Source organism: Chryseolinea soli, assembly GCF_003589925.1.
GTDB lineage: Bacteria > Bacteroidota > Bacteroidia > Cytophagales > Cyclobacteriaceae > Chryseolinea > Chryseolinea soli.
In genome coordinates, this window is sequence record NZ_CP032382.1 from 589,190 (window position 1) to 611,922 (window position 22,733).

At 50.9% G+C, this 22,733-nt stretch carries 21 protein-coding genes; 15 read left to right on the forward strand and 6 right to left on the reverse strand.

Translation table 11 applies throughout. From position 1 onward, the window contains the following. Positions 1-5: 5 nt before the first annotated feature. The gene (locus D4L85_RS02255; protein ID WP_160143494.1) at positions 6-671 is read right to left on the reverse strand and encodes a CPBP family intramembrane glutamic endopeptidase; all 666 of its coding nucleotides are present in this window, start codon (positions 669-671) and stop codon (positions 6-8) included. A gap of 49 nt (positions 672-720) precedes the next feature. Here D4L85_RS02255 and D4L85_RS02260 point away from each other — a divergent pair, with 49 nt between their 5' ends. Next, positions 721-1,086 (forward strand): DUF4260 domain-containing protein, encoded by a 366-nt coding sequence (locus D4L85_RS02260; protein ID WP_119758622.1) that lies wholly within the window; start codon positions 721-723, stop codon positions 1,084-1,086. A 35-nt stretch (positions 1,087-1,121) separates the two neighbouring features. Here the strand turns inward: D4L85_RS02260 and D4L85_RS02265 are convergent, their stop codons facing one another. Both D4L85_RS02265 and D4L85_RS02270 read right to left on the reverse strand, forming a co-directional pair. Next, the gene (locus D4L85_RS02265) at positions 1,122-1,517 is read right to left on the reverse strand and encodes a VOC family protein (protein WP_119752793.1); all 396 of its coding nucleotides are present in this window, start codon (positions 1,515-1,517) and stop codon (positions 1,122-1,124) included. Positions 1,518-1,607: 90 nt separating this feature from the next. Next, a complete protein-coding gene (locus tag D4L85_RS02270; protein WP_119752794.1) occupies positions 1,608-2,360 on the reverse strand; it encodes a nuclear transport factor 2 family protein in 753 nt (250 codons plus the stop codon). A gap of 412 nt (positions 2,361-2,772) precedes the next feature. Between D4L85_RS02270 and D4L85_RS02275 the strand changes: the two genes are divergently transcribed. The 7 genes from D4L85_RS02275 to D4L85_RS02305 all read left to right on the forward strand — a co-directional run bounded on the left by D4L85_RS02275 (position 2,773) and on the right by D4L85_RS02305 (position 8,317). Next, on the forward strand, positions 2,773-3,423 hold the full coding sequence (locus tag D4L85_RS02275) for an outer membrane beta-barrel protein (RefSeq protein WP_119752795.1): 651 nt from the start codon (positions 2,773-2,775) through the stop codon (positions 3,421-3,423). A 244-nt stretch (positions 3,424-3,667) separates the two neighbouring features. Next, positions 3,668-4,303: an outer membrane beta-barrel protein gene (locus D4L85_RS02280; protein WP_119752796.1), complete on the forward strand. Its 636-nt coding sequence runs from the start codon at positions 3,668-3,670 to the stop codon at positions 4,301-4,303. Positions 4,304-4,333: 30 nt separating this feature from the next. Then, positions 4,334-4,951, forward strand: coding sequence for a porin family protein (locus D4L85_RS02285; protein WP_119752797.1), 618 nt, complete (start codon positions 4,334-4,336; stop codon positions 4,949-4,951). A gap of 347 nt (positions 4,952-5,298) precedes the next feature. Continuing rightward, complete coding sequence (locus D4L85_RS02290; RefSeq protein ID WP_119752798.1) at positions 5,299-5,940, forward strand: outer membrane beta-barrel protein; 642 nt, start codon at positions 5,299-5,301, stop codon at positions 5,938-5,940. 35 nt (positions 5,941-5,975) lie between these two features. Further along, positions 5,976-6,638 carry a hypothetical protein gene (locus tag D4L85_RS02295; protein ID WP_119752799.1) on the forward strand — a complete coding sequence of 221 codons (663 nt, stop codon included), beginning with the start codon at positions 5,976-5,978 and terminating at the stop codon, positions 6,636-6,638. 286 nt (positions 6,639-6,924) lie between these two features. Beyond that, a complete protein-coding gene (locus D4L85_RS02300) occupies positions 6,925-7,797 on the forward strand; it encodes an SIR2 family protein (protein ID WP_119752800.1) in 873 nt (290 codons plus the stop codon). A 79-nt stretch (positions 7,798-7,876) separates the two neighbouring features. Then, positions 7,877-8,317 carry a hypothetical protein gene (locus D4L85_RS02305; RefSeq protein ID WP_119752801.1) on the forward strand — a complete coding sequence of 147 codons (441 nt, stop codon included), beginning with the start codon at positions 7,877-7,879 and terminating at the stop codon, positions 8,315-8,317. 75 nt (positions 8,318-8,392) lie between these two features. Here the strand turns inward: D4L85_RS02305 and D4L85_RS02310 are convergent, their stop codons facing one another. Beyond that, the gene (locus D4L85_RS02310; RefSeq protein ID WP_119752802.1) at positions 8,393-9,973 is read right to left on the reverse strand and encodes an amidohydrolase family protein; all 1,581 of its coding nucleotides are present in this window, start codon (positions 9,971-9,973) and stop codon (positions 8,393-8,395) included. A gap of 47 nt (positions 9,974-10,020) precedes the next feature. Here D4L85_RS02310 and D4L85_RS02315 point away from each other — a divergent pair, with 47 nt between their 5' ends. The 5 genes from D4L85_RS02315 (at position 10,021) to D4L85_RS02335 (ending at position 16,554) form a co-directional block, all read left to right on the forward strand. After that, the gene (locus tag D4L85_RS02315; protein WP_160143495.1) at positions 10,021-11,445 is read left to right on the forward strand and encodes a DUF4403 family protein; all 1,425 of its coding nucleotides are present in this window, start codon (positions 10,021-10,023) and stop codon (positions 11,443-11,445) included. 369 nt (positions 11,446-11,814) lie between these two features. Then, on the forward strand, positions 11,815-13,158 hold the full coding sequence (locus D4L85_RS02320; RefSeq protein WP_119752804.1) for an ammonium transporter: 1,344 nt from the start codon (positions 11,815-11,817) through the stop codon (positions 13,156-13,158). Between the two features lie 332 nt (positions 13,159-13,490). Continuing rightward, positions 13,491-14,693, forward strand: a complete 1,203-nt coding sequence (locus D4L85_RS02325) for an outer membrane beta-barrel protein (RefSeq protein WP_119752805.1) — start codon at positions 13,491-13,493, stop codon at positions 14,691-14,693. Positions 14,694-14,719: 26 nt separating this feature from the next. Then, on the forward strand, positions 14,720-15,754 hold the full coding sequence (locus tag D4L85_RS02330; protein WP_119752806.1) for a glutamine synthetase beta-grasp domain-containing protein: 1,035 nt from the start codon (positions 14,720-14,722) through the stop codon (positions 15,752-15,754). Between the two features lie 146 nt (positions 15,755-15,900). Then, positions 15,901-16,554, forward strand: a complete 654-nt coding sequence (locus D4L85_RS02335; RefSeq protein ID WP_119752807.1) for an SET domain-containing protein — start codon at positions 15,901-15,903, stop codon at positions 16,552-16,554. On the opposite strand, the gene D4L85_RS02340 is transcribed toward D4L85_RS02335, so the two are convergent. Then, positions 16,542-20,579, reverse strand: coding sequence for a DEAD/DEAH box helicase (locus tag D4L85_RS02340; RefSeq protein WP_119752808.1), 4,038 nt, complete (start codon positions 20,577-20,579; stop codon positions 16,542-16,544). The two genes, D4L85_RS02335 and D4L85_RS02340, sit on opposite strands and share 13 nt — an antisense overlap. Before the next feature lie 69 nt (positions 20,580-20,648). Further along, entirely contained in the window at positions 20,649-21,572 is a 924-nt protein-coding gene (locus D4L85_RS02345; RefSeq protein ID WP_119752809.1) for a ComEA family DNA-binding protein, read from the reverse strand. Positions 21,573-21,729: 157 nt separating this feature from the next. Here D4L85_RS02345 and D4L85_RS02350 point away from each other — a divergent pair, with 157 nt between their 5' ends. Both D4L85_RS02350 and D4L85_RS02355 read left to right on the forward strand, forming a co-directional pair. Continuing rightward, positions 21,730-22,134: a hypothetical protein gene (locus D4L85_RS02350; RefSeq protein WP_119752810.1), complete on the forward strand. Its 405-nt coding sequence runs from the start codon at positions 21,730-21,732 to the stop codon at positions 22,132-22,134. Between the two features lie 28 nt (positions 22,135-22,162). Then, entirely contained in the window at positions 22,163-22,621 is a 459-nt protein-coding gene (locus D4L85_RS02355; protein WP_119752811.1) for a group I truncated hemoglobin, read from the forward strand. Positions 22,622-22,733: the final 112 nt, after the last annotated feature.

Consider the following 22,733-nt stretch of genomic DNA (forward strand, 5'->3'; position numbering starts at 1 on the left):
TATCGTCATAGCACAGCACTCACAAATTCCAACCAGGGATCTCTTCCCAAGACAAAGAAATAGAAGAAACACCCCAGCCATCCGTGAAAGAGTCCCAGTATCCACAGGTTCCTGTATTGAAGATAAATAATCGTATAGCCGATCGCTAACAAAGCTGTGGCGACCACTAAAGGTATCGACGGGAAATGAACGATCGAAAACACGATTGAACTGACCACAACGATCGCGGCCTTCCCCGCTTTACGTCCCTCCCAATCCTCCATATTTCGCGCGATCAACCCGATGATGAGGAATTGTTGGATCGTTCCCCACAACGGGTAGAGGATCATGATGGGAAGGATATGCCAATTGAAAACCAATGTTTCCCTCGCGGTGCCAAGAACGATGAAAGCAACCAGCGCGACGAGCGACACCGGCCCGATCCAGCGCAGGCTGTTTCGAAAGCCTTCTTTTCTGAAACCCCAGTACGCCGGAACATCTCGGTTTGTTTTGATGCGATACAGGATGTAGGCGATCCACAACAGGCACGCCGTCGTGACATACCAGAATTTCAGATGGAGCCAATCCACGAACAAAAATTTACCAAAGCCGGTCAGCACAACGGCGACGATCTCGGTCGTTCGGGTAGCATTCGTGTGGTAGGCAGGGGTGGGCGTTGTTCGCTCGCTCAAAACATTATCTTTACAGGAAAGATAAACATTTCTCATCACTCGCATTGCTATGAAAAATCTGCTCCGGTTAGAAGAAGCCCTGGAATTTTTTCTCGCCATTTTTCTCCTCCAGTCCCTTCCCCAGCCGGGATGGCTATACGCCATACTCTTTCTTGCGCCCGACCTGAGCATGTTGGGCTATATCGTTAATACACGGATCGGCGCGGCCTGCTATAATGTAGCGCATCACAAAGGACTGGCCATCGCGTTGTATGTGGCGGGAGTTTATTTTCAAATGCCCTGGGTGGCCTTTACAGGACTACTTTTATTCGGACACAGCGCCCTCGACAGGATCCTCGGCTATGGGTTGAAATATCCGGATCACTTCAAGCACACACATTTGGGGTGGCTTCCGGAACCGAAGAAAAATCGATAGCTATTGAATCGCCTGCTGAAGCTAAAGCCAATAGCTCATTTTGTTGGTGGTTCAATCAGGTCCCACAGGTTTCCATACAAGTCGGCGAAGACCAGCACCGTGCCATAAGACTCGGTCTGCGGTGGTCTGACAATGGTGACGCCTTGCGCTTTCAGGTTTTCATGATCTCTTTTGATATCGTCGGTGTGAAGGAACAGAAAGACCCTTCCACCGGTTTGATTGCCTACCCTGCTTTTCTGTTCATCGCTGGCAGCCTTCGCCAACAACAGGCAACATCCTTCCGAACCGGGCGGCGCCACCCTAACCCAGCGTTTTGTCTCGCTTAGCGTAGTATCTTCCAAAAGAGTAAATTTCAGTTTGTCGACATAAAAGGCAATGGCTTCATCGTAGTCGGCAACCACCAGGGCGAGTTGAATCAGGTTTTGTTTCATGGGATCTTTCGGGCTTTGGACCGGGTGAAGATAAAATTAATTTACCATTCGTTACCCCGGTCCTTAGCCACAAAAAATTTTGACGATGAATCAGAACATGCCGTTGTTGTGAAGAAGTGTTGCGGGTATCGGTTGCTTTACGCGCCAGTGCTCGACGATCTTACTTTTATCAAGACGATAGAGATCATAACAGGCGTAAGGCGTTTCGTTTTGAAGCACACGGGATTGCGTCATTACAAAATTTCCTTCCCCGATGATACGGTATGTCTTTTCAAACGTGCAGCGTCGAAGCATCTCTTTCCAACCGGGCAACCCGGACTTCGCCTCCGGGTCATGTGTGACGATCCCGGAGGACACAAAATCTGCCGCCTGCTCCCACTGCCCTTCTTTGAGCACCGTTTGTGCAAAGTCTGTTATCCGCTGCTTGTTGGATTCGGTCTGCACGAGGTCATTGATTTGGGTTGGGCCATCGATGGCGGCATGTGCCGTGGCCTCGCTCATCGGTTGGATGGCATCCCAATGCTCGGCAAACCGGGCGTTTTGAAGACGCACCATGTCAAGCACGATCATCGTGTGGCCGCCAAAGGTGATGAGCATGTGAAGCGCAACGTAGTCGCCATCGGCGATGATGCGCAGGAAAGGCTTTGGAGGATTTTCGGGTTTTGGCATTTGCTTGAACATGGCCAAAGCTTCCAGTAATGCGGCCTTGCCCGGTTTGCCGGATGCGCTGTGCTGAATGTAATCTTCAGCTATACATTGCCCGGCTACCTCCAGGTCGCCTTGACCAATGGCGCGTTTCCAAAAATCGAGTACGATTTCTTTGTTTGATATCGGAGTTTCCATGATGTGATCTGTTAGGATTTGTGCACGTGTGGCAAGGCAAGCAAATGCGCATAGCCCCACGGCAATGAAATGTTTTGACTTCACGTAATCAGGATAAATGATAAATGGATTTCAGCATTCCGTGATCCCGGAATGCCGTGATGAAGTCCATGCCTGCGCAAAGCGCGGGGGATGGACATGCGGATGGTGCTTAGTACTTCTTGATGGATCAAAGATAACAAATGTCGACCATCATCCTAAACCTACTGCAAAGCGCGCCAGACCGGTCATGGACGTTTTATTCCGCCATTCCGTTTTGATCGCTCGACCGAGTGGAATTATCCCTCGCATTCATTATTTTCGTCAAAGGTCCTACCTGAACTAGTTATCGCCATTGTAAGTCCTATTTTATCCTTAACCAACCCCTCAAATCATGAAAGTCAGATCTATTTCCAAGGTCGCGTTGTGCCTATGTCTTCTCGGCCCTGCCGTCCATGCCCAAACCACAAAAGGAAGCTTCCTGCTGGGAGGCTCGCTCAGCTTCCAGAGTGGCAAAAGCAAGTACAACTACTCCAGCAGCACCTTTAATTCTGAAAGCAAAAGCACCACGTTTTCGATCCGTCCCAGCATTTCTTATTTCGTTATCGACCAACTGGCCGTAGGCGTGGTCACGCCCTACAGCTACACCAAAATAAAATCAGACGGCGTGCAATCGACTGGGTCGAGCTACACGATCGGTCCCGTGGTGCGCTACTATTTCCCCTTGGGGGATCAATGGGCCGTTTTCCCGGAAGTAGCCTATAGCTACGGATGGCTTTGGACCAAGACCCCCAATTTCGTGCCTGCCACGGGCGACTACGAAAGTCTCAAGATAAATGGGCACACCAGTATTTTCCAAGGCGGCGTGGGGCTGGTATATTTCCTGAACCCGAGCATTGGCATAGAAGGAAAAGTCTATTACCAGAACCGGACCGATTCCGAGGAACGCGGCGAGCGCACGGGAGTCGTTCCGACCGGCATCGACCAATCGTCCTTCAATTTTAGCGTTGGTTTGCAAGTATACTTTGCGCGAAACGCAAAATAACCAGCGCGATAAGGAGGCAACCTCCTGCCTCCTTATCGCTTCTCTTATTCGTCGAATCGCTGGCCGCTATTCAGATATTATAACTTTAAGTTGTCCACCCCATATCAAATTGCTGTTCTTCATCGTTACAAAAGAAATGTTACCCGGCGCTGCCGTGGTTTTGACGAAATCGCTCACGTTCCTATTTTTACGGACTCTCTCAACCAGTTACAAGTAACCATAATTCAATAGCAGTTTCTTTATCATGAAAAACCTATTCCCCTCCCTGACAGCGCTATGGCTTTGCCTGGCCGTTTCTTCCAGCATGGCTCAAACCTCAAAAGGCACTTTTCTATTAGGTGGTTCGCTGGGTTTTTCCAGCGGGCACTCGACCAGTACATATGATTATCTAAGCACGCCTTCCAAGCAAAAACAATCCACCATCAGTCTCGCCCCAAACGTCTCCTATTTTGTGATCGACCGTCTGAGCATTGGCATCGTGACGCCACTTTCGTATACGCAGTATAAACGGGAGGATATCGATCAGAAAACAACGTACCGATCCTATTCGATTGGACCGCTCATCCGGTATTATTTTCCACTGGGAAGCCACTGGGCTATTTTTCCGGAGGCAAGCTATAGCTACGGCTGGATGGAGACCATGGGACATTATTCTATCAACGGCGATGTCTTTAGGCAAACGTTTCGCGGGAACGCGCGGAATTTGCAAGGCGGTCTGGGCTTAACTTATTTTCTTAACCCCAACATTGGCTTGGAGGGGAAATTCCGCTATCAGTCCATGCGCGATACCTACAATCACGCCGGGCTGGACCACGTCGACAACAACTCGTTTGACTTCACGATCGGTGTGCAAGTATACCTCTTCAGAAATACACAATAAATAACATTCGAAATCGCTACTTCCCTGCATATGAAAATCAACGTTACGCTCCAGTTCCTCCTGTGTTTTTGTTTTATGGCCAGTGTCAGCTTTGGTCAAACCGATAAAGGAAGCTTCCTGCTGGGCGGCTCTATCGGATTCGCCCACAATAACACGACAACGTACATTACAAACTCCGGCTCTACAGAAACCAGGTCGTTCACGATCGACGCGCAGCCCAGCATCTCATATTTTATCATCGACCGGCTAGCCGTCGGGTTGATCACACCCTATAGTTATTCCAAAATAAAATCCAAGTATGCTGGAAGCGAATCGACGTCGACGGATAAATCTTATTCTGTTGGCCCGGCCGTGAGGTACTATTTTCCCCTGGGAAGTGAGTGGGCCATTTTCCCGGAGGCAAGCTACAGCTATGGATGGACGTGGAACAACGACCTGACCAATAAGACAAGGGTTTTCCAAGGTGGCGTCGGGCTTGTCTATTTTCTTAATCAAAGTGTTGGTGTGGAAGGAAGGGCATTTTATAGAAATGCACATACCAACTATGAAGACGTTCCCGGCGCTTACCGCGGAAGGAGTTCCGATGAGCCGAACTTTAATTTTAGTCTGGGTGTGCAGATATACTTTGCCGGGAAAGCAAACCCATAAAAAAATCTCATCGCATTCTAACTACCACCGGTCCCTTGTCCGGCGGAAATATTTAAAACCGAGTATTGGTATAGAAAAGGTTTGTTCTCTATCTAACAACGATTTCTATAGGCGCGGTGACCTGAGCGATCCAATAGTGAGCCGTGATGACAAATCGTCAATTAACTTCACTGTGAAGTACAAATGTACTTTGCGAGAAAAGGTGTAAAATAAAATTTTATTCAGGCGGAAAGAAATCTCATCCAGCCCGACAACGTTGTACTGAAAATCCTCATTTACATTCTTATTTTTGCGATCTCTCTTAAACAGTTATAAGTAACCATAATCCAACAGCAGTTTCCTTTACCATGAAAAACCTATTTACTTCTCTGGCAGTGCTATGGCTTTGCCTGGCCGTTTCTTCGAGTTTTGCACAAACTTCAAAAGGCGCTTTTCTATTAGGCGGTTCCCTGGGATTTTCCAGCGGGCACACGAACACGACCTATAATTACCCCGCGATTTCCCGCAAGGAAAAGCAATCAGCAATCGGCGTCGATCCCAACGTTTCCTATTTTGTGATCGACCACCTGAGCGTTGGCGTGGTGACCCCATTTATGTATAGGTGGTATAAAACTGAAGGCGTCGATCAAAAAACAACGTACACGTCCTATTCTGTCGGACCGCTGATCCGGTACTATTTTCACCTGGGAAACCAGTGGGCCATTTTCCCGGAAGCAAGTTATAGCTATGGCTGGACGGTGACCAAAGGCTACTCCTATCTCAGTGGCGACATAGTCCCCGTTACGTATCGCGGGAACACACGAAATTTACAAGGCGGCCTGGGATTGGTCTATTTTCTCAACCCCAACATTGGTGTGGAAGGAAAATTTCGCTATCAGTCCATGCGCGATACCTACAATCGCACCGACGTTGGGCTGGATCATACCGACAACAATGCCTTTGACTTCACGATAGGTTTGCAAGTATACCTCTTCAGAAATACCCAATAGTCAACACTCAAATCGCCATTCTTAATTTTCGCATTATGAAAATCAACGTTACGTTTCAACTCCTGTTATATTCTTGTTTCATCGCCATCGCAGGCTATGGCCAAACCGACAAAGGAAGCTTCTTGCTGGGTGGCTCTATCGGGTTCACCCGGAATGCCAATACGACCTACGGCACAAGCAATTCCAACATCATTTCAGAAAGCAAGTGGTTCTCGATCGCCGCGCAGCCCAGTGTTTCGTATTTTATCATCGACCGGCTAACGGTTGGGCTGATCACGCCCTACAGTTATGCAAAAACAAATTCCAAATCCAATTTGAGCACCGAAATGATCTCGACCACCAAAACCTATTCCGTTGGCCCAACCGTGAGATACTATTTTCTGCTGGGAAGTCAATGGGCCATTTTCCCGGAAGTAAGCTACAGCTATGGGTGGACCTGGGACAAGTATCCGAACATCATTTCGCAGAATCCCTATTCGGTGGTCTATACCAAGTCGACAGAGAAGATGAGCAGTTTCCAAGGTGGTGTGGGGTTGGTCTATTTTCTTACCCAAAGTGTTGGCATCGAAGGAAGGGCGTTTTATCAGACTCAACATACCCGGTACGAAGAGGAATCCTACGGCATAAAGAGTATCGATGAGCCTTCTTTTAATTTTGGTCTGGGTGTGCAGATATACTTTGCCAAGAATAAAAAGTAAGTGATGCCTTAACGAGGCACTTAGTCGTTACGCCCCCTTATGACTTTCACCATTCCCTCGGTGGTCCGTTCCAAACTCCTGTCATCAGTCTGAGTTTCGACGTGCAGGTATATTTTTTCAAGAAAGTACAATAATCACATTTACAGGGTTTTAAAAACGCCGGTGCCCCTACCGGCGTTTTTCATTTTACGGCAAGCGAAACCCCAGCCCATAGGATCTGCGTTCAATCCACTAACTTTACGCTACCGTTTTAACTGAATTTTGAAAATAAGAAAGCACCCTCTCTATGAAAAAATTCTCCATCCTGCTCGGCAACGGCATCAATAACCTCGACGCCGACAACAGCTGGGACAACCTCCTGCAGCGGCTCGCCGCCGATATCGGCTTTACGATCGACGAAGAAAAGAAAAAACAATTTCCGCTCTTGTACGAAGAGATCTTTCTCACTGGCGCCAACTTAAAGAAAAAAGGAGTTTCCGAAACCCAACTAAAAAAATCGATCTGCGACAACATCTCGCAAATCAAAAAGCACCCGCTCTACGATGTGATCCGCGCCCTTCCCACCGACGACATCATCACCACCAACTACGATTTTTCGGTCGAGGGATTCGACCCAAAAAAAAACGAAGGCATTGTCAAGGAAATGCTTTACAGTGTTTTCAGGCACTACCGCGCCGGCAACAAGCGCGTGTGGCACGTCCATGGCGACCGACTCCATCCCAACTCTGTGAACCTGGGTTTTGAACACTATAGCGGGCAACTGCAAAACATTCGCAACTATGTGGCTACGGGTACACAGTATGCGTCCAAAAAATATCAACTCCCGCTCATCAAACGATTGGAAACCGGTGCACTGGATGGCAGTTCCTGGTTGGATCTTTTTTTCACCACCGATATCCACATCATCGGGCTCACCCTCGGCTTTGTGGAAACCGACCTTTGGTGGTTGTTGACTTACCGGGCACGCATAAAGATCAAGAAACCCAAACTTGTGCCCAACACGATCACATATTACACACCGCAGAAATTCGTAGCCGGTTCCAAACATAAACTGGACCTCCTCGAAGCCACGGGCGTGAACGTGGAAAAAATTAACAAAGACGGGGCAGCCTATTATCAGGACATCTTGAGCCGGTTAGACCCCGCTCCAAAAAAATAAACTTGACTGGGATGGCGTATGAGCGGAGGGTTAAAACCTTAGCCCCTCCGAGTTGTTATTACCTCAAACCCCCGGGATCATGAAACCAACGTTATCATTTATCGCAGCCATCGTGCTGCTCGCGGCCTGTCATCGCGGCAAAGAACAATCATCCGAAACCAGCGTTGAAGGGGGTCCGCAACCCGGGTGCTACGCGTTTCATGAAGGTGGGTCGAGCATCGAGCTTCAACTGGCGGTGAACGGCGATGCTGCGTCCGGGGACTTGCTTTATTCATTGGAGGAAAAAGACAAGAACACCGGTACCATCCGGGGTACCGTGAGAGGCAACATGCTGGATGCTTACTATACGTTTACGTCTGAAGGGGTGACCAGCGTACGTGAGGTCATTTTTCAGTGGGTCGACAATTCATTGGTAGAGGGCATTGGCGAACACATCGAGCGAAACGACACTTCCTTCTATGCAGATAAGAAGAAAGTGACGTTCACCGACAGCAAGGTGGCACTCAAAAAATGTGAGTGAGCCATGAAATCATTTTGAACCGCCTCGCCTTCGCTAAAGCTTCGGCGGGCAAGCAAGGCGATGTAAAGAAAAATCCTAGTTGGTGCCGGGCTGTTTTAGGACAAACCCACTCTTTTGTTTTTCGTCGGCTACCATTTTTCGAACATCTGCAAGAAGCTTTTTGGCGTCATAGACAATGCCGTCCTTGATAGTGTATTTGACACCGCCAACACGGACCACTTTATTATCTTCGGTCAGCTTTATGGCGCCGGTGCCATAGAGCACCTGTAGATTCTTTAGGGGATTTTCTTCGACGATAACAAAGTCAGCCAGCTTGCCTACTTCAACAGAACCAACCTCTTTGTCTTTTCCGAGGGCTTGCGCTCCATATAAGGTAGCTGAGCGAATGATCTCTAGCGGGTGGAATCCTGCTTCACGCAACAACTCCAACTCGCGGATGTAGGCAAAACCATAGAGTTGAAAAATGAAACCAGAATCGGATCCTGTGGTAACGCGTCCGCCGCGGTTTTTATATTCGTTCACGAAGGTCATCCAGAGCTGATAGTTTTCTCGCCAGTTCACCTCTTGTTCTGTGCCCCATTCGTGCCAGTAGGAGCCGTGCGAAATTTTGCTGGGTTGATAAAATGCCCACAGCGACGGCAGCGTGTACTCTTCGTGCCATTCGGCGCGACGGGCGCGGTGCAGATCGCGGCTCGCTTCATAGATATTGAAGGTGGGATCGAGCGTGAAGTCAAGCGACAGCAATTCGTTCATCACTTCGTTCCAGTGCTCGCTATACGGTGGTGCGGCTTGCTTCCAAAGTTTGCCGGCTTCGGAAAAGCGGTGTTGTTCGTTTTGATAGTTGTAGTCGAGGGGATAGTCCTGGATGGTGCGTGCGGTGAAGAGCGCTTCGGGCAAACCGTACCAATGTTCCATCGACGTCAGTCCCGCCTTCGCAGAGTTCACTACGTTCCAACGGGCCACATCCACTTGAGCGTGGTGACATGCCGAGCGCAGACCCAGCTCTTTGTTCTTCCGGAGGGCAGCGTCCATGATCTCGGGTCGGGCACCAAAAAATTTGATGCCGTCGGCGCCTTTGTTCTTATTTAAGATCACCCAGTCGATGGCTTGCTGTGGTGTGCTGATGGGATCTTTGCTGCCTTGGCCAAAAACCGTGTAGGCCCAGATGCGTGGTGCCGTGATGCGGTTCTCGGCGCTCAGTCTTTTTTCTTCCAACACCCAATCCAGCCCGTTGCCGGCCGAAGGTTCGCGTATGGTAGTGATGCCGTGGCCCATCCACAGTTTGAAAACATATTCGGCACTGGGCGCTTGTGAGCCACCAATGTGGCCGTGCATGTCGATGAAACCGGGCATGAGGTACATGCCTTCGGCGTTCAGCTCTTTCCCTCCCGCTTCCAGCTTGGGCCGTTTTTCGCTGTTGATAGCAACACCCGGATAGCCCACGGTTTGTATCGAAACGATCTTATTTTGCTTCACCACAATGTCGGTGGGCCCAATGGGCGGCGCACCGGTGCCGTCGATGAGCATCACGCCGCGGATGATGAGCTGCGTATATGGCCCCTCTCCTTCTTTTACGATGGGCGCTTTTTCAACTTTTTCCTGTGCATGGATGGAAAAGGCCATGAGGGCGAGCAGGACGGGTAGTAACTTCTTCATATCTTATGTGTTGATAGTGAATCTACACAAGTATAAGGGAAATGAAAATGAAGTTAGGAGCTATCGTCACATTTTGTGGTCTTGCGGCGGCGACGCTCCTTGTTCAATGCGAGCGGGTGAGACCCGAGCCTCCCAAACCTACCCGGCTGGAAACAGAACTGACACCGCCACGCTCCACGGTAGTGATACCGGTATACTATCATGTCGACAGCCTGGAAGCCACCATCAATAATAAAGTGAAGGGCACTTTTTTAAAGAAATGGATGGTGTTGAATGAAAAGGGCGACAGCCTTTACCTGGAAACAACCCGCACCGGGCGGATCAACATCGCCTGGGACAAGCATGCCCTCACCAGTTCGTTCCCACTGCATGTCTCGGGCAAGTTCATCAAGCACCTCGGGGGCATCGTGATAAAAAATTCAGAGCCCGTGGAAATGGAGGTTGTGCTGAACCTGGTCACCCAGGTGGGCATCGGCAAAGACTGGAACCTGAAGCTGGAGTCGAAGCTGAAACTCATCCGCTGGGTGAAAGACCCGGTGCTGAAGGTGGCGATGGTGAAAGTGAACTTGCGCAAGAAAGTGGAGGAGGCCATCGCCTTACACCAGGAGCAACTCATCGGAAAAATGGACGACGCGTTGCGCGACCGGTTGAACACGCGAAAGGTCATTGTCAAAATCTGGAACGATCTGCAGAAGCCAATTCGCATCAATAAGAAAAGTATGCCCGTGTGGCTCAAGCCCTATGCGCACGACCTGAAAGCGAAACTCTCGCAAAGTGGTTCGTTCATGGTGCTGGAGGTGGAGTTGGAGGCGACGATACAAACCATCCTGGAAGACGAAGACATTCTCCCGTCCAACACCACCCTGCCCGCCTACAAACCCAAGACCTCGGCCGCCGACAGTTTGAAGATCTTCGTGCTGGCCACGCTGCCCTTTGAAAAGATCAACGCCATCCTGGAAAAAGAATTAAAGGGAAAGACCATTACCGCCGAGGGCTACTCGGCAACGGTAAAAGATGTATCGGCCTATGGCACCGACGATGGCCTGGCCTTGAAGATCCAGGTGAAGGGCGATGTGGTAGGCAATGTCTACCTGCGGGGTACTCCTTATTATGACACTACAAAGGCCGTGTTCTCGGTAAAAGACTTCCGGTTTGATGTGGATTCTGAAAATGCGCTGATCACGACAGCCGATTGGATGCTGCACGACAACGCGCTGGGCTTTGTCCAGGAAAAGCTCTCGATCGATGTTCAACCGCTCATTGACCAGGTGCCGGATCTCATTGAAAACGGCATCGAAAAGGGCAAGTCGGGTGAGAAGATCAATGTTTTTGTGGACCGGCTTGATTTGGTCCCGCAGCAATTGGTGATCACGCGAAAAAACATACAGGTCATCCTAAAGGGCACCGGCAAGGCCTCGATCGGCCTGGAGCGAAAGGTCTTTGCCGGCAAAAAGCGTAAAAAGAAGGCTTAGCCCGCCTGATGGTGCTCTCACGGTGTGGGCATCACATTTTGTTAACGAACGGACTATCCCCGGATCCGGGTGTCTAAAATCCTCTCTAGCAATCACTTACCGGGTATTCGATTCATCTATCCCGGTACCCTTTTTCAGAATAAAACCAATGCCATTCGTTCTATTTCCCAATAAGGTTTGGACGGACCCGATCTTTTAAAAATTTTATAATTTTTACCCGTTTTCGGTTAGAAACAGACCCTACCTACAACGTTTCCGTGAATTTTTTTTCAAAAGTGGTTCATTTATTACCCTATTGTTAAAATATTCGTCCAATTATTAATCACAACCAGTAAAATTTTACCCCTATATCCTAAAACTACAAGCAAAATGAAAAAATCAATCGTCTTTCTCGTCCTGCTGATTGCGGTAAGCATTCTGGCAGTCTTTATGCCGGCCGTCCCTACGACCATCAACACCGAGGGCATGAATTCGGGTGATGTGGCCTGGATGTTGGCGGCTTCCGCTTTAGTATTGCTCATGACTCCCGGCCTGGCGTATTTCTATGGCGGGATGATTGACACCAAAAACATTATCACCACCATGCTCCAGAGCTTCATCGCCATGGGCGTGATCTCGGTGTTGTGGATCGTTGTAGGATTTAGCCTTGCCTTTGGCGAAGATATTGGGGGATTTGTAGGCAACCCGTCTACATACTTCATGTTCGGCAACGTATTGGATGCTCCGCTGTGGGGTACCATTCCGTTGGTGTTGTTTGCCTTCTTCCAATTGAAGTTCGCCATCATCACCCCTGCGCTCATCACCGGTACTTTTGCTGAACGTATCCGCTTCAAGTCTTATATCCTGTTCCTGGTGTTGTTCTCCTTGTTGATCTATGCTCCCCTGGCACACTGGACCTGGCATGCTGACGGCTTCCTCTTTAAAATGGGTGTGCTTGATTTTGCCGGTGGAACCGTAGTGCACATGTCTGCCGGTTTCGCTGCTTTGGCCGCTTCTATTTACCTGAGAACAAAGGGTGAAGAAAAAAAATCGATCGCTCCCGCCAACATTCCTTTCGTATTGTTGGGCACAGGCTTGCTGTGGTTCGGCTGGTTTGGTTTCAACGCCGGTAGCGCATTGACCGCCGGTGCACTTGCCGCTTCTGCTTTTGCTACTACCAACACCGCTTCGGCTGCTGCTGGTCTTGCGTGGATCTTGTTTGATGCTGCCCGTGGCAAGAAACCTTCTGCCCTTGGCTTCTGTATCGGTGCCGTGGTTGGTCTCGTGGCCATCACCCCTGCTGCCGGTTTCGTAACGATCCCTTCGAGCTTGTTCATCGGTACGTTCGCTGCGATCATCAGTAACATCGTCGTGCATTGGAAAGCAAAAACTTCCCTGGAAGATACACTCGACGTATTCCCTTGCCACGGTGTGGGTGGAGCAGTAGGTATGGTAATGACCGGCTTGCTGGCCAACACGGCGGTGAACGGCCTGAACACTACCGGCAACGGTCTGTTCTTTGGCGAGTTCCACCTCTTCCAAGTGCACATGATCGCCCTGGTGATTGTGATCGCCTACACGTTCCTCGGTTCGTTGATCTTGTTGAAACTGACCGACCTCATCTCGCCTCTGAAAGTATCGGCGGAAGAAAAGAAACTGGGTTCCGATTTCAGCCAGCACGGCGAGAATCTTTACCCAGCCGATTTCAGCTCGCTGAAAGAAGAAATGGCCTAATACAAAAAGAAGTCCCGGCAGTACCAGTGCCGGGACTTCTTAAAAAATATACTAACCGAACCTTTATCTAACCTAAACCTAACCTTTTCCTTAACTACTAACCCCCACGATCTATGACAAAGTCTACAAGTTCTCACCCACACGATTTCTAAACAACACTGGCTGTAATTTTTCAGGAGTGCTTTGTCCGGGAAATGCAAAGCAGCCGATGAACAAAGAGATTGTTATTAGCCTATTGATCTCCGCGTCATTCACTAAAGCATCCCAGGGAGTGTGAGATACTCCCCCGGGATTACTCTAGCTTATTGTTTACTAAAACACACAACAAAACTATGAAATTTCTAAAACTGAGACTTTTACTTTCTTTGGCTTTAATAGGATTGGCCTTCTCTGCGATGAGCCAGGATTCGACGCGAACCTTCACCTTATCGGGTTCCATCGACGTCTATGCACACACCGCACTCGGCATGAAGAACACCGCGTTTGGAACCGCCGCACCGACCACTTCTTTCGGTAACCTGAAAGGATTTTCACTCGGCATGGCGAACCTGATCGCATCCTATCAAGGTCAGAAAGTAGGATTCGTTGCAGATCTCGTATTCGGTCCTCGTGGTTCGGATGCCGTATTCAACTCGGGTGGATATCGCAACGTTGCCGCCGCCGGTAGCGGTCAGATCGTGAACCAATTGTATACTTATATTAAACTGTCGGATGTCGTAACGGTGAACCTTGGTCAGTTCAACACCTTCGTGGGATATGAAGTGATCTCTCCCACACTGAACGCCAACTACTCCACTTCATACATGTTCTCTAACGGTCCCTTCAATCACACCGGCTTGCGCGTAGACTTTGCGACCGAAAGCGGATTGGTAGCGAAACTGGCCGTGATGAACCCGACGGATATTTTGGAATTCAACAAAGTGAACACGTACACCCTGGGCGGTCAGATCGGTAAGACCACCGATGCAGGCGGTATCTGGTTCAACGTGTTGTATGGTGACCAGGACGGCAAGCTCAAGAAGGCCGACTTCGGCGGAGAGCCCGCTGCTTCCTACGGCGATCTGTTCCAAGTCGACCTCACGACAGGATGGACGTTGAGCGACGCTTTCTTCCTGGGTGCCAATGCTACTTACCAAACCATTGCCAAAGGTCAGGAGTATAACGCCGCCGGCGATGTCATCGATGGCACGCGCAAATCCACCTCCTTCTACGGTGTGGCCTTGTATCCGAAAGTTACCGTATCAGACAATTTTGCGCTGGCCTTGCGTGCTGAGTACTTCGGCGTGAAAGGTGGCACGGTGGGTAACTTCCCCGGCTTCCGCGCCCACCCGCTCGCTTCTCCTATCGGATTGGATGGCGACAACAAGGGCAACGTGATCGAGTTCACACTTTCCGGAAACGCGAAGGTTGGACCACTTACGCTGATCCCTGAACTCCGCTTTGACAAAACTTCCGAAGACAGCTTCGTCAACAGCGACGGCGAGGCGAAAGACTCTATGGTCTCCGCCACCTTCGCAGCAGTTTATAAATTCTAATTCCTTAACCAAAAAATTGCAACCTTATGTCAAAAACAAAACTTGAATACATCTGGCTCGATGGATACAAGCCTACTCAGAGCCTGCGTAGCAAAACCAAGATCGTGAGAAATTTCGATGGCACCCTCGACGGTTGCCCAGGATGGTCCTTCGACGGCAGCTCTACGGAGCAAGCCGACGGACACACGTCCGACTGCCTTCTTCAACCGGTAGCCTTGTTTCCCGATCCTGCTCGTAAGAATGCCTTCCTCGTGATGTGTGAAGTGCTGAGCCCCGATGGCACACCACACGCCTCGAACGGACGCGCTACCATCGACGACGATGACAATGATTTCTGGTTTGGCTTCGAGCAGGAATATTTCCTGTGGAATCCCGAGACCGACAAGCCGCTCGGCTTCCCCGCCAGTGGCTACCCCGCTCCTCAAGGACCCTACTATTGCTCGGTGGGCGCCAAGAATGCTTTCGGCCGCGAGATCGTGGAAGAGCATCTTGACCTTTGCCTCGATGCGGGCATCAACGTGGAGGGTATCAACTCGGAAGTGGCCACCGGCCAGTGGGAGTTCCAGATCTTTGCCAAGGGCGCGAAAGCCGCCGGCGACCAGGTTTGGGTAGCCCGCTATTTGCTGGAAAGAACGGCTGAGAAATATGGCGTGGCCATCAACTGGCACTGCAAGCCGCTGGGCGCCACCGACTGGAACGGCTCGGGCATGCACGCCAACTTCTCCAACGAGCTGCTGAGAACCGCCGGCTCCAAGGATGTATACGACACGGTATGCCAGGCTTTTGCTCCTTACGTGAAGGAACACATCGCCGTGTACGGTGCCGATAACCACCTGCGCCTCACCGGAAAGCACGAGACACAGTCGATCGACCGGTTCTCGTACGGAGTTTCCGATCGCGGAGCGTCCATCCGAATCCCGATCGCCACGGTGGAGAACAGCTGGAAAGGTTGGTTGGAAGACCGCCGTCCCAACTCCGCGGCCGATCCCTACAAGGTGGCTGCACGCATCATCAAGACAGTCAAAACGGTTCCCGAATACGCCACGGTGAACGGACACTAATACTTAAAAATTTTCAGGGCGTCTGGTTGTAGTTTGAAGTCGGGCAGAAATGTCCGGCTTCTTTTTTTTATATGTTGACGAATAACTTGATAGTAACATAAACTTCTTTTTACTTTGAGATTATGTTACGCTAACGTCCAGCAATCATGATCCATCCTCATACCGAACTCAGGTTCATCAGCGACAAAATAGGTTACGGAGTTGTCGCCACCAAGTTCATCCCGAAAGGCACCATCACCTGGGCGCTTGACAAACTCGACAGAATTTTCACACCGGCGCAAGTCCGGGCCATGGACCCGCTCTACCAGCAAGTCCTGGACACATACACCTACCGAAACCCGGAAGGCAACCACATTCTCTGCTGGGACAACGCCCGGTTTGTGAACCACAGCTCCAACTCCAACTGCATCACCACCGCCTATGAGTTCGAGATCGCCATCCGCGACATCTACCCCGGCGAGCAACTCACCGACGACTATGGCTACTTGAACTTGGAGGAGCCCTTTGAAGTGGTGCCTGAGGAAGGCACGGACCGCGTCATCATCTACCCCGACGACCTGGTGCGCTACTATCACGTTTGGGATGAAAAGTTGCTGGAAGCCTTTGCCCGCCTCCAAGATGTAGAACAACCCTTGCTCCACATCCTGGACCTCAACACGGTGGCCAAGGCCAAGCGCGTGTCGGCCGGCGAAGAGCAGATGGACTCTATTCTGAATTGCTATTGCCCGCAACATGGCCGCATCAACGGTGAAGCCCAGCAGATCAAGGTGCGCTCCCCGAAGATCGCCTACCCGTTCTGAACGGCCTGAGAGCCTACGAAGAGCATTAGTTCGGTTTCCACTTTTTCCCTGTCTTTCCAGAAATTCCGGCTGAACACCATGAGGTGCTTCCATTTCTTTTGCGTCAACAGCGCGGGGGTATAGGCATGCACGTCCTTGGCGGAGAGCGCGGAGAAATAGCGCACGTCGTCGGTGAGGATCACGCCCAGGTATTGGTCGTCTTTCAGTACGTTGATGTCGGTGAAGGGTAGCGCTTCCGTGTCGAAGATGAACTCGGGCAAGCGGCTCGCACTCCACTCCTGCAGACGGCGGCTGAGGAACCACGCCTTCGTGTGCTGGCTTGGGATGGCTGACTGGGGCCGGTAGCGGCCGGCGCTCACTTCGCGGGCAAAGGCCAGGTAGTCCTTCAACAACCGCGGACCTTCGTTCCGGATGTCGTCTACCTTGAGCTGTTCCGGGGTGATGCTGGTGAAGAGGATGATCTTTTCGCGGGCGCGGGTCACGGCCACGTTAAGGCGGTTCTCGCCACCGGCCATGTTAAGGCTTCCAAACTGCATCATCAATCTTCCCTTCTTGTCAGGCGCATAGCCGATGGAAAAAATGATGATGTCCTTTTCATCGCCCTGCACATTCTCGATATTTTTCACAAACAACGACTCGGGCAACGTTTGGCCGGCCAACAGGGCCTCGGCTTCCAGGGCGTCGAGCACCATCATTTGTTGTGGTGCGTTGAAGGTGACTACGCCAATTTCTTTTTCGGGCTGGTCGCGCAAAATGTCGAGCACGCACCGGGCCACAGCCTGGGCTTCGACGGCGTTGGTCTGGTTTTCCCAAATGCCATCGACCTTGTGATATTGGATCGGCGGGTCGTCGGTGTTGATCACTTCGCGGTCGGGCAGCAACTGCAGCCGTCCTCCGTAGAAGTGCGTGTTCGAAAAATCGATCAGGGCCAGCGACTTGCTGCGGTAGTGGCCTTGCAAGTGAACGGTGGCCAGATAGCGCGCCGACAATTCCAGCAAGGAGTCTACTTCCAGGTCGGGGTTCTCCTCCTCGCCCTCGCTCCACCGCGCCTGGTACAGCTCGCTGGGGCGCAACTGTTTGTCATCGCCGGCCACCACCAGTTGCTTGCCGCGATACATCGCCGGAATGCCACGCTCGGCAAAACACTGGGAGGCCTCGTCGAAGATGACAATATCGAACAACCCCGTGGTCATGGGAAAGATAGCCGACACCGACTCGGGCGACGCCAGCCAGCAGGGCACCAACTGAAAGAGCTCGTACGGCGACGACTCGATGAGCTTGCGCAGGGGCCAGATCTTTTTCTTCTTCGTGACCTGGTGCAACAGATCGCGATACGTCACCATGTTGTTCAGGCGGTTGTACTCCAGGTTCTCATACACCCGCTCACGGGCGCGTACCCACAAAATTTCTTTGCTCAGCTTTTTCTTTTCCTTGAGCGACGACCGCAGCTCGTCTTGCAGCGTGTCGATCTTCATCGACGACACGGCGCGCAGGATGGGATACTTCGTTTCAATGTGGTCGATCCAGGCCAGGCGCAAGCTGTTTTGAAAGAGTCCTTCCATGGCTTCGCCGTCCCACGTGCCCAGGTGATCGTAGAGCTTTAGGGTGACGTCGCGTTCAAAGAATTTGAGCGATTCCTTCAGGGTGTCATATTCACACAGGGTATCAAAGTCGCGGTGCAAGGTTTTCAGGTACTCTTCTTCCCGTGCAGGTTCCAATATCAGCTGCGTTACCTGGTAGGGTACCAGCCACACCAACCAACCCGCCTTCTTTTCCCGCACACCCGAAATGGCCGACAGGATATCCTTGAATAAATTCCCAAACTCCCGCCGCGAATATTTATGAACGCTGACGGCGTCCTTCACTTCCCGGAGGGTGTTGAAGATGAGCTTGGCGCGGACCGCCAGTTTTTGGCGATCGAACCACCGTTGCAAGGCGTCCTTGTCGTAGTTCGTGGGCAATTCGACCAGCCAGGGTTTGTTCTTCAACGCCGTGAGATGATGCTCGAGGTTGAGGCGGCTATCGATGCGGCGCTCCATGATGCGCAGGCCCTCTTTGCTATAGGTGAGTTGGTTGGCGACCAACACGCGGCGGAGGTAGAATTTTTCTTTCGAGAACAAATGCCACCGGATGAGGCGGACCAGGTTTGTCCGGGCGGCTTGCGAGTGTTGCAACGCCTCCTGGAACTTGCCCAACTCGTTCGAGGGCAAGGTAGTCTCGGGCATCTCGTCGTCGTAGCAGTTCATGATGACCCGTTCCATGTTCAAGAGCCAGAGGAGGCTGGTCTCGTCGTCGGTTTCGTTCATCATGGACTGGAAGTAAAAATAGGTGTCGTCGTCTTTTATGACGCTGATCATGCCCAGGATGTCGTCTTCTTTGGCGACCAGTGTTTCACAATCTTCCAGGTGCGGGCGGATGCCGATGAGTTTTTCGATGGCGCCGGCCACCTTGTTTTGATAGCTCGGGATGTCGGCGACGATTTGGGCGATCTTTTTTTCATCCGATGGTTTGAAGCCGGCAAACGAGCGCCGCTCGCGCCATACATAGTGATCGTTTTCCAGGCGCGCGGCGTATTGTGCGTAGATCTTCAGCTTGCGCAGAAAATCATGCAGCGCCCCGAAGTTGAAAAAAGGATACTCTTGTTTTATGTTGATGGATGGTCCGTTCAACTCCGAAGTGAGGTAGAGCTCTTTCACGGAAAGGCCCGATTCTTTGTCGTCGAACAAGGCGTGTTTGAATTCTTCCAGTTCTTCCGTCACCTGGTCGATGCGGCGGCACAGTTGGAAGAACTTGCGTTCGGTCTGGATCACGTCGATGCCGCGGTTGCGTGTTTTGAATTCCTCCACGCGCTCGACCTGCCGGGCGATCTTGGCATAAATTTCTTTCCGGTCGTTTCGAAAATCATGTACCAATCCCAGGAAGTCGCCCAGCTCGATGTCCTTCAAGCGGTCGTACACCACGTCGAGGGCGGCGCGTTTCTGACAAACCAACAACGCTTTTTTCCCGGAGGCAATGGCGTCGGCCAGCAGGTTGCAGATGAGCTGCGACTTGCCGGTGCCAGGCGGGCCCTGCACCACGATGGAATGGCCGTGCTTGATGGCCTTGATGGCGTTTTCCTGGTAGGCATCCATCACAAACGGTGCAAAGATCTTTTCTTCGCTGATGGCATTGTTCATGACGGCACCCTGGGCGGTGAGACCGTCGCTTCCTGTATTTTTCTCCACGAAAAATTCCTCCAGGTCGGTGACGGTATCATTTTCAATGAGCTGCAAATAGTCGGGAACCAATTGCGACCCGGCTTGAGGAAAAATTCCCAGCACGGCTTCAGGATACAATTTCAACTCGCCGTTGCGGAGGGTTTCTTCCAGCGTCTCTTTTTTGAATGTCTCGAAGGGTGCGAGTGTATCCAGGAAATTGTCGGGGTTGAAGTTGATCTCCAAGCGGTCGCGCAGCAACTCATACAACTCGGTCCGGAACACCGTGCTGTCGATGTCGAAATCTTCGAAGCTGGTGTCCAACAGTTCTTCTTCCAGCTTCACCTGGTTGTAAAAAGCAAATGCCAGTAAGAACGACTTGTTGAACGTAATGCCCGCATCCTTCCGGGGCTGCAACGCCCAATGTTGTCCTTCCTGCACAATGCTGACGGGGAAATACAAAAGCGGGCAACGCACGATCGAGCCGTCTGAAAATTTTCCACGCACAAACGGCCAGCCTACGTGCAGATCGTTCGACCCGCGTTCTTCAAAAATAAAATGATCGATGCGCTGAAGTTTTTTTAGCCTCCGGCTGCTTTCGTTGTTGGCTTCCAGACGGCTGTCGAGCACCTGGCAAACCTTTTTGCTTTTGTTAGCGATGAGCGCTTTGATCAATTCGAACGAAGGTTCGCCATTGAGAAAACTGAGTGTGTGCACATCGATCAATTGTTCGGCGTGCAAACGCAGCAACAGCAGCGAGCGGTTGTTTCCCGAAAGGTTGGTGAGCCTTCGCAGGTAGGATGGCAATATATTTTTAACAGGATGCGACATGAGCGTATATAAAATTTTCTTCTCCTGAAGAACAGCAAGAGCCCCTCACCGGTTTTTTATCGGTTGGTCTTACAGGGTTAAATATGGTGCGATTTTATCAATGATTTTAGGGTCGAGGCCTTGTATCTTTCGAAGATCGTCCACGGACCTGAATTCTCCATGTTGAAATCGGTAGGCGACGATGATGCGGGCCACACCGCTCTTTAAATAGGGATGGGCGGCCAGCCTTTTTTCGTCTGCCTGGTTAATATTGATCCGATCCGGCCGGAAATCCGGCAACACGACACATTTTGTCTTGAGCCGGGTCACTACGGCCGTGTCCAATCCGTAGATCTCCGTCAGTTGCTCCAGCGTCACAAATCCTCCGAGTGCGTCACGGTATTTCAAGATGCGTTGCGATAGCTTTTCGCCGATGCCATAGACGCTCTTCAATTGCGCGGTGTCGGCCGCGTTGATATCGAAGCGGGCGTTGTTCGTTTTGAACCGGCTTTCCCTGCTTTCTTTGTGGTGATTATCCCAAAGATCCTTCTTTTCCTCCGCCCCCGTTTTGTTCTCCGGCAAGGCGATGTAAGCAAACACGCGGTGATAGAACGCCGGGTCGATGCCATAAATTTTAAGGAGGTCGGCCTTTACCCTAAACTTTCCACCCTTCTCCCGGTAATGTGCAATACGGGTCGACGAGGCTGCCGATAAACCCAATGCACGCCATTGCTCAACGGTGGCCGTATTGGGATCGAACCTGAAAACGGACGGCTCCACCGCCTCCGGTGCTCGAACTTTATCCTTCTCTAAACCGGCCTCCCAGACCCCCACAAGGCTGTCGAGCATCGCGCGATCTTTCGTGTCGTCGTATGGACGTGGTAACACATAATTTTTCCATACCGCCGGTGCAAAAACGATCAGCATCATCAACGGAAGTAAAATGAGAAAGGCATTCACCTGCGAACGGGAAAATCCAAAGTAATCTCTGACCCAACGTTGTATTCGATTCATAATGGATAGCAGATAACGGTTACCTAAAATGGCAAAATTTTTTCAGCATCCAAGGGGATGAATCTTTCGAATGTCGGTGAAACTATCTTTAAAACAGATAAAGCGCTGAACTGTTAAAGCAGTGTAGTCTCACGCACCAAAAAAATTCGATAATCCCATGAAAAAAATAAAGATCCTCTCACTATCGCTCGTGGTGGTGTTTGCCGGATTGTTTGCCTATGCCAATCTGCGGCCATTGTCCATCACCGAAAAATTGAAAACGGTTGACCTTGCCTCGTATCGATTGGAAGGCACGATGACACCGGCTGAACGGTCGGCGCTCGAACAAAAAATAAGCGCGCTCCCCGGCGTCACCGCTTGCTCAGTCAACAAAGAAGGCCGCGTGGCTTCCGTGCTCTTTCACCGGAAGGAAATAAATGAAGCGCAATTGGCTCGTCAGCTTTCGAACAAAGGGCAATGGCAGGTGGCTCAAAAAACGCTTCAAGCTTCAGGCGGCTGTCCGGTGCACGGGATGACCACAACGCTCTATACTTTTATTTCCGTGCTCGATCTCCGGAACTGATTCCCTCCAAAAAAATTGACCCTCTAAAATGAAAACGAAAATATTTTTTACTGTTCTGACGTTCGTCGCCATGGCCCTTACGAGTTGTAATGACGACAACAAGGACGAGAAGATCGAGCCCACGCTCTATACCCGGCTCGGCGGCATCGAAACCATCTCGAAGGTGACCGATAAATTTCTGACCAACGTAGCGGCCGATGACCTCATCAACAGCCGGTTCGAGGCCACGGTGGGCAATCATTATCGCCTGCAATTGCTCCGCAACAACCTGATCGACCAAATCTGCGCCGGCACGGGCGGCCCCTGCCAGTATAAGGGAGAAACCATGCTCGATGCCCACGCCGGCATGAAAATCACCGCCGCCGAGTTCGGCGCCTTTACGGCCGACCTGACGGCAGCCCTGGATTACTATGAAGTGGCCGAACGTGAGAAGAACGACCTGCTGGCGATCCTCACCCCCATGGAATCCGATATCGTTGACAAGTAAATCGATTGAAATTTGAAGAACTAAAATCCGGTTCCCTCCGTAATAGTGTCAGACGAAGCTGAATTGTTATTTATATCGATTCTAAATTACTGATTAATTGACTTTTGTCACC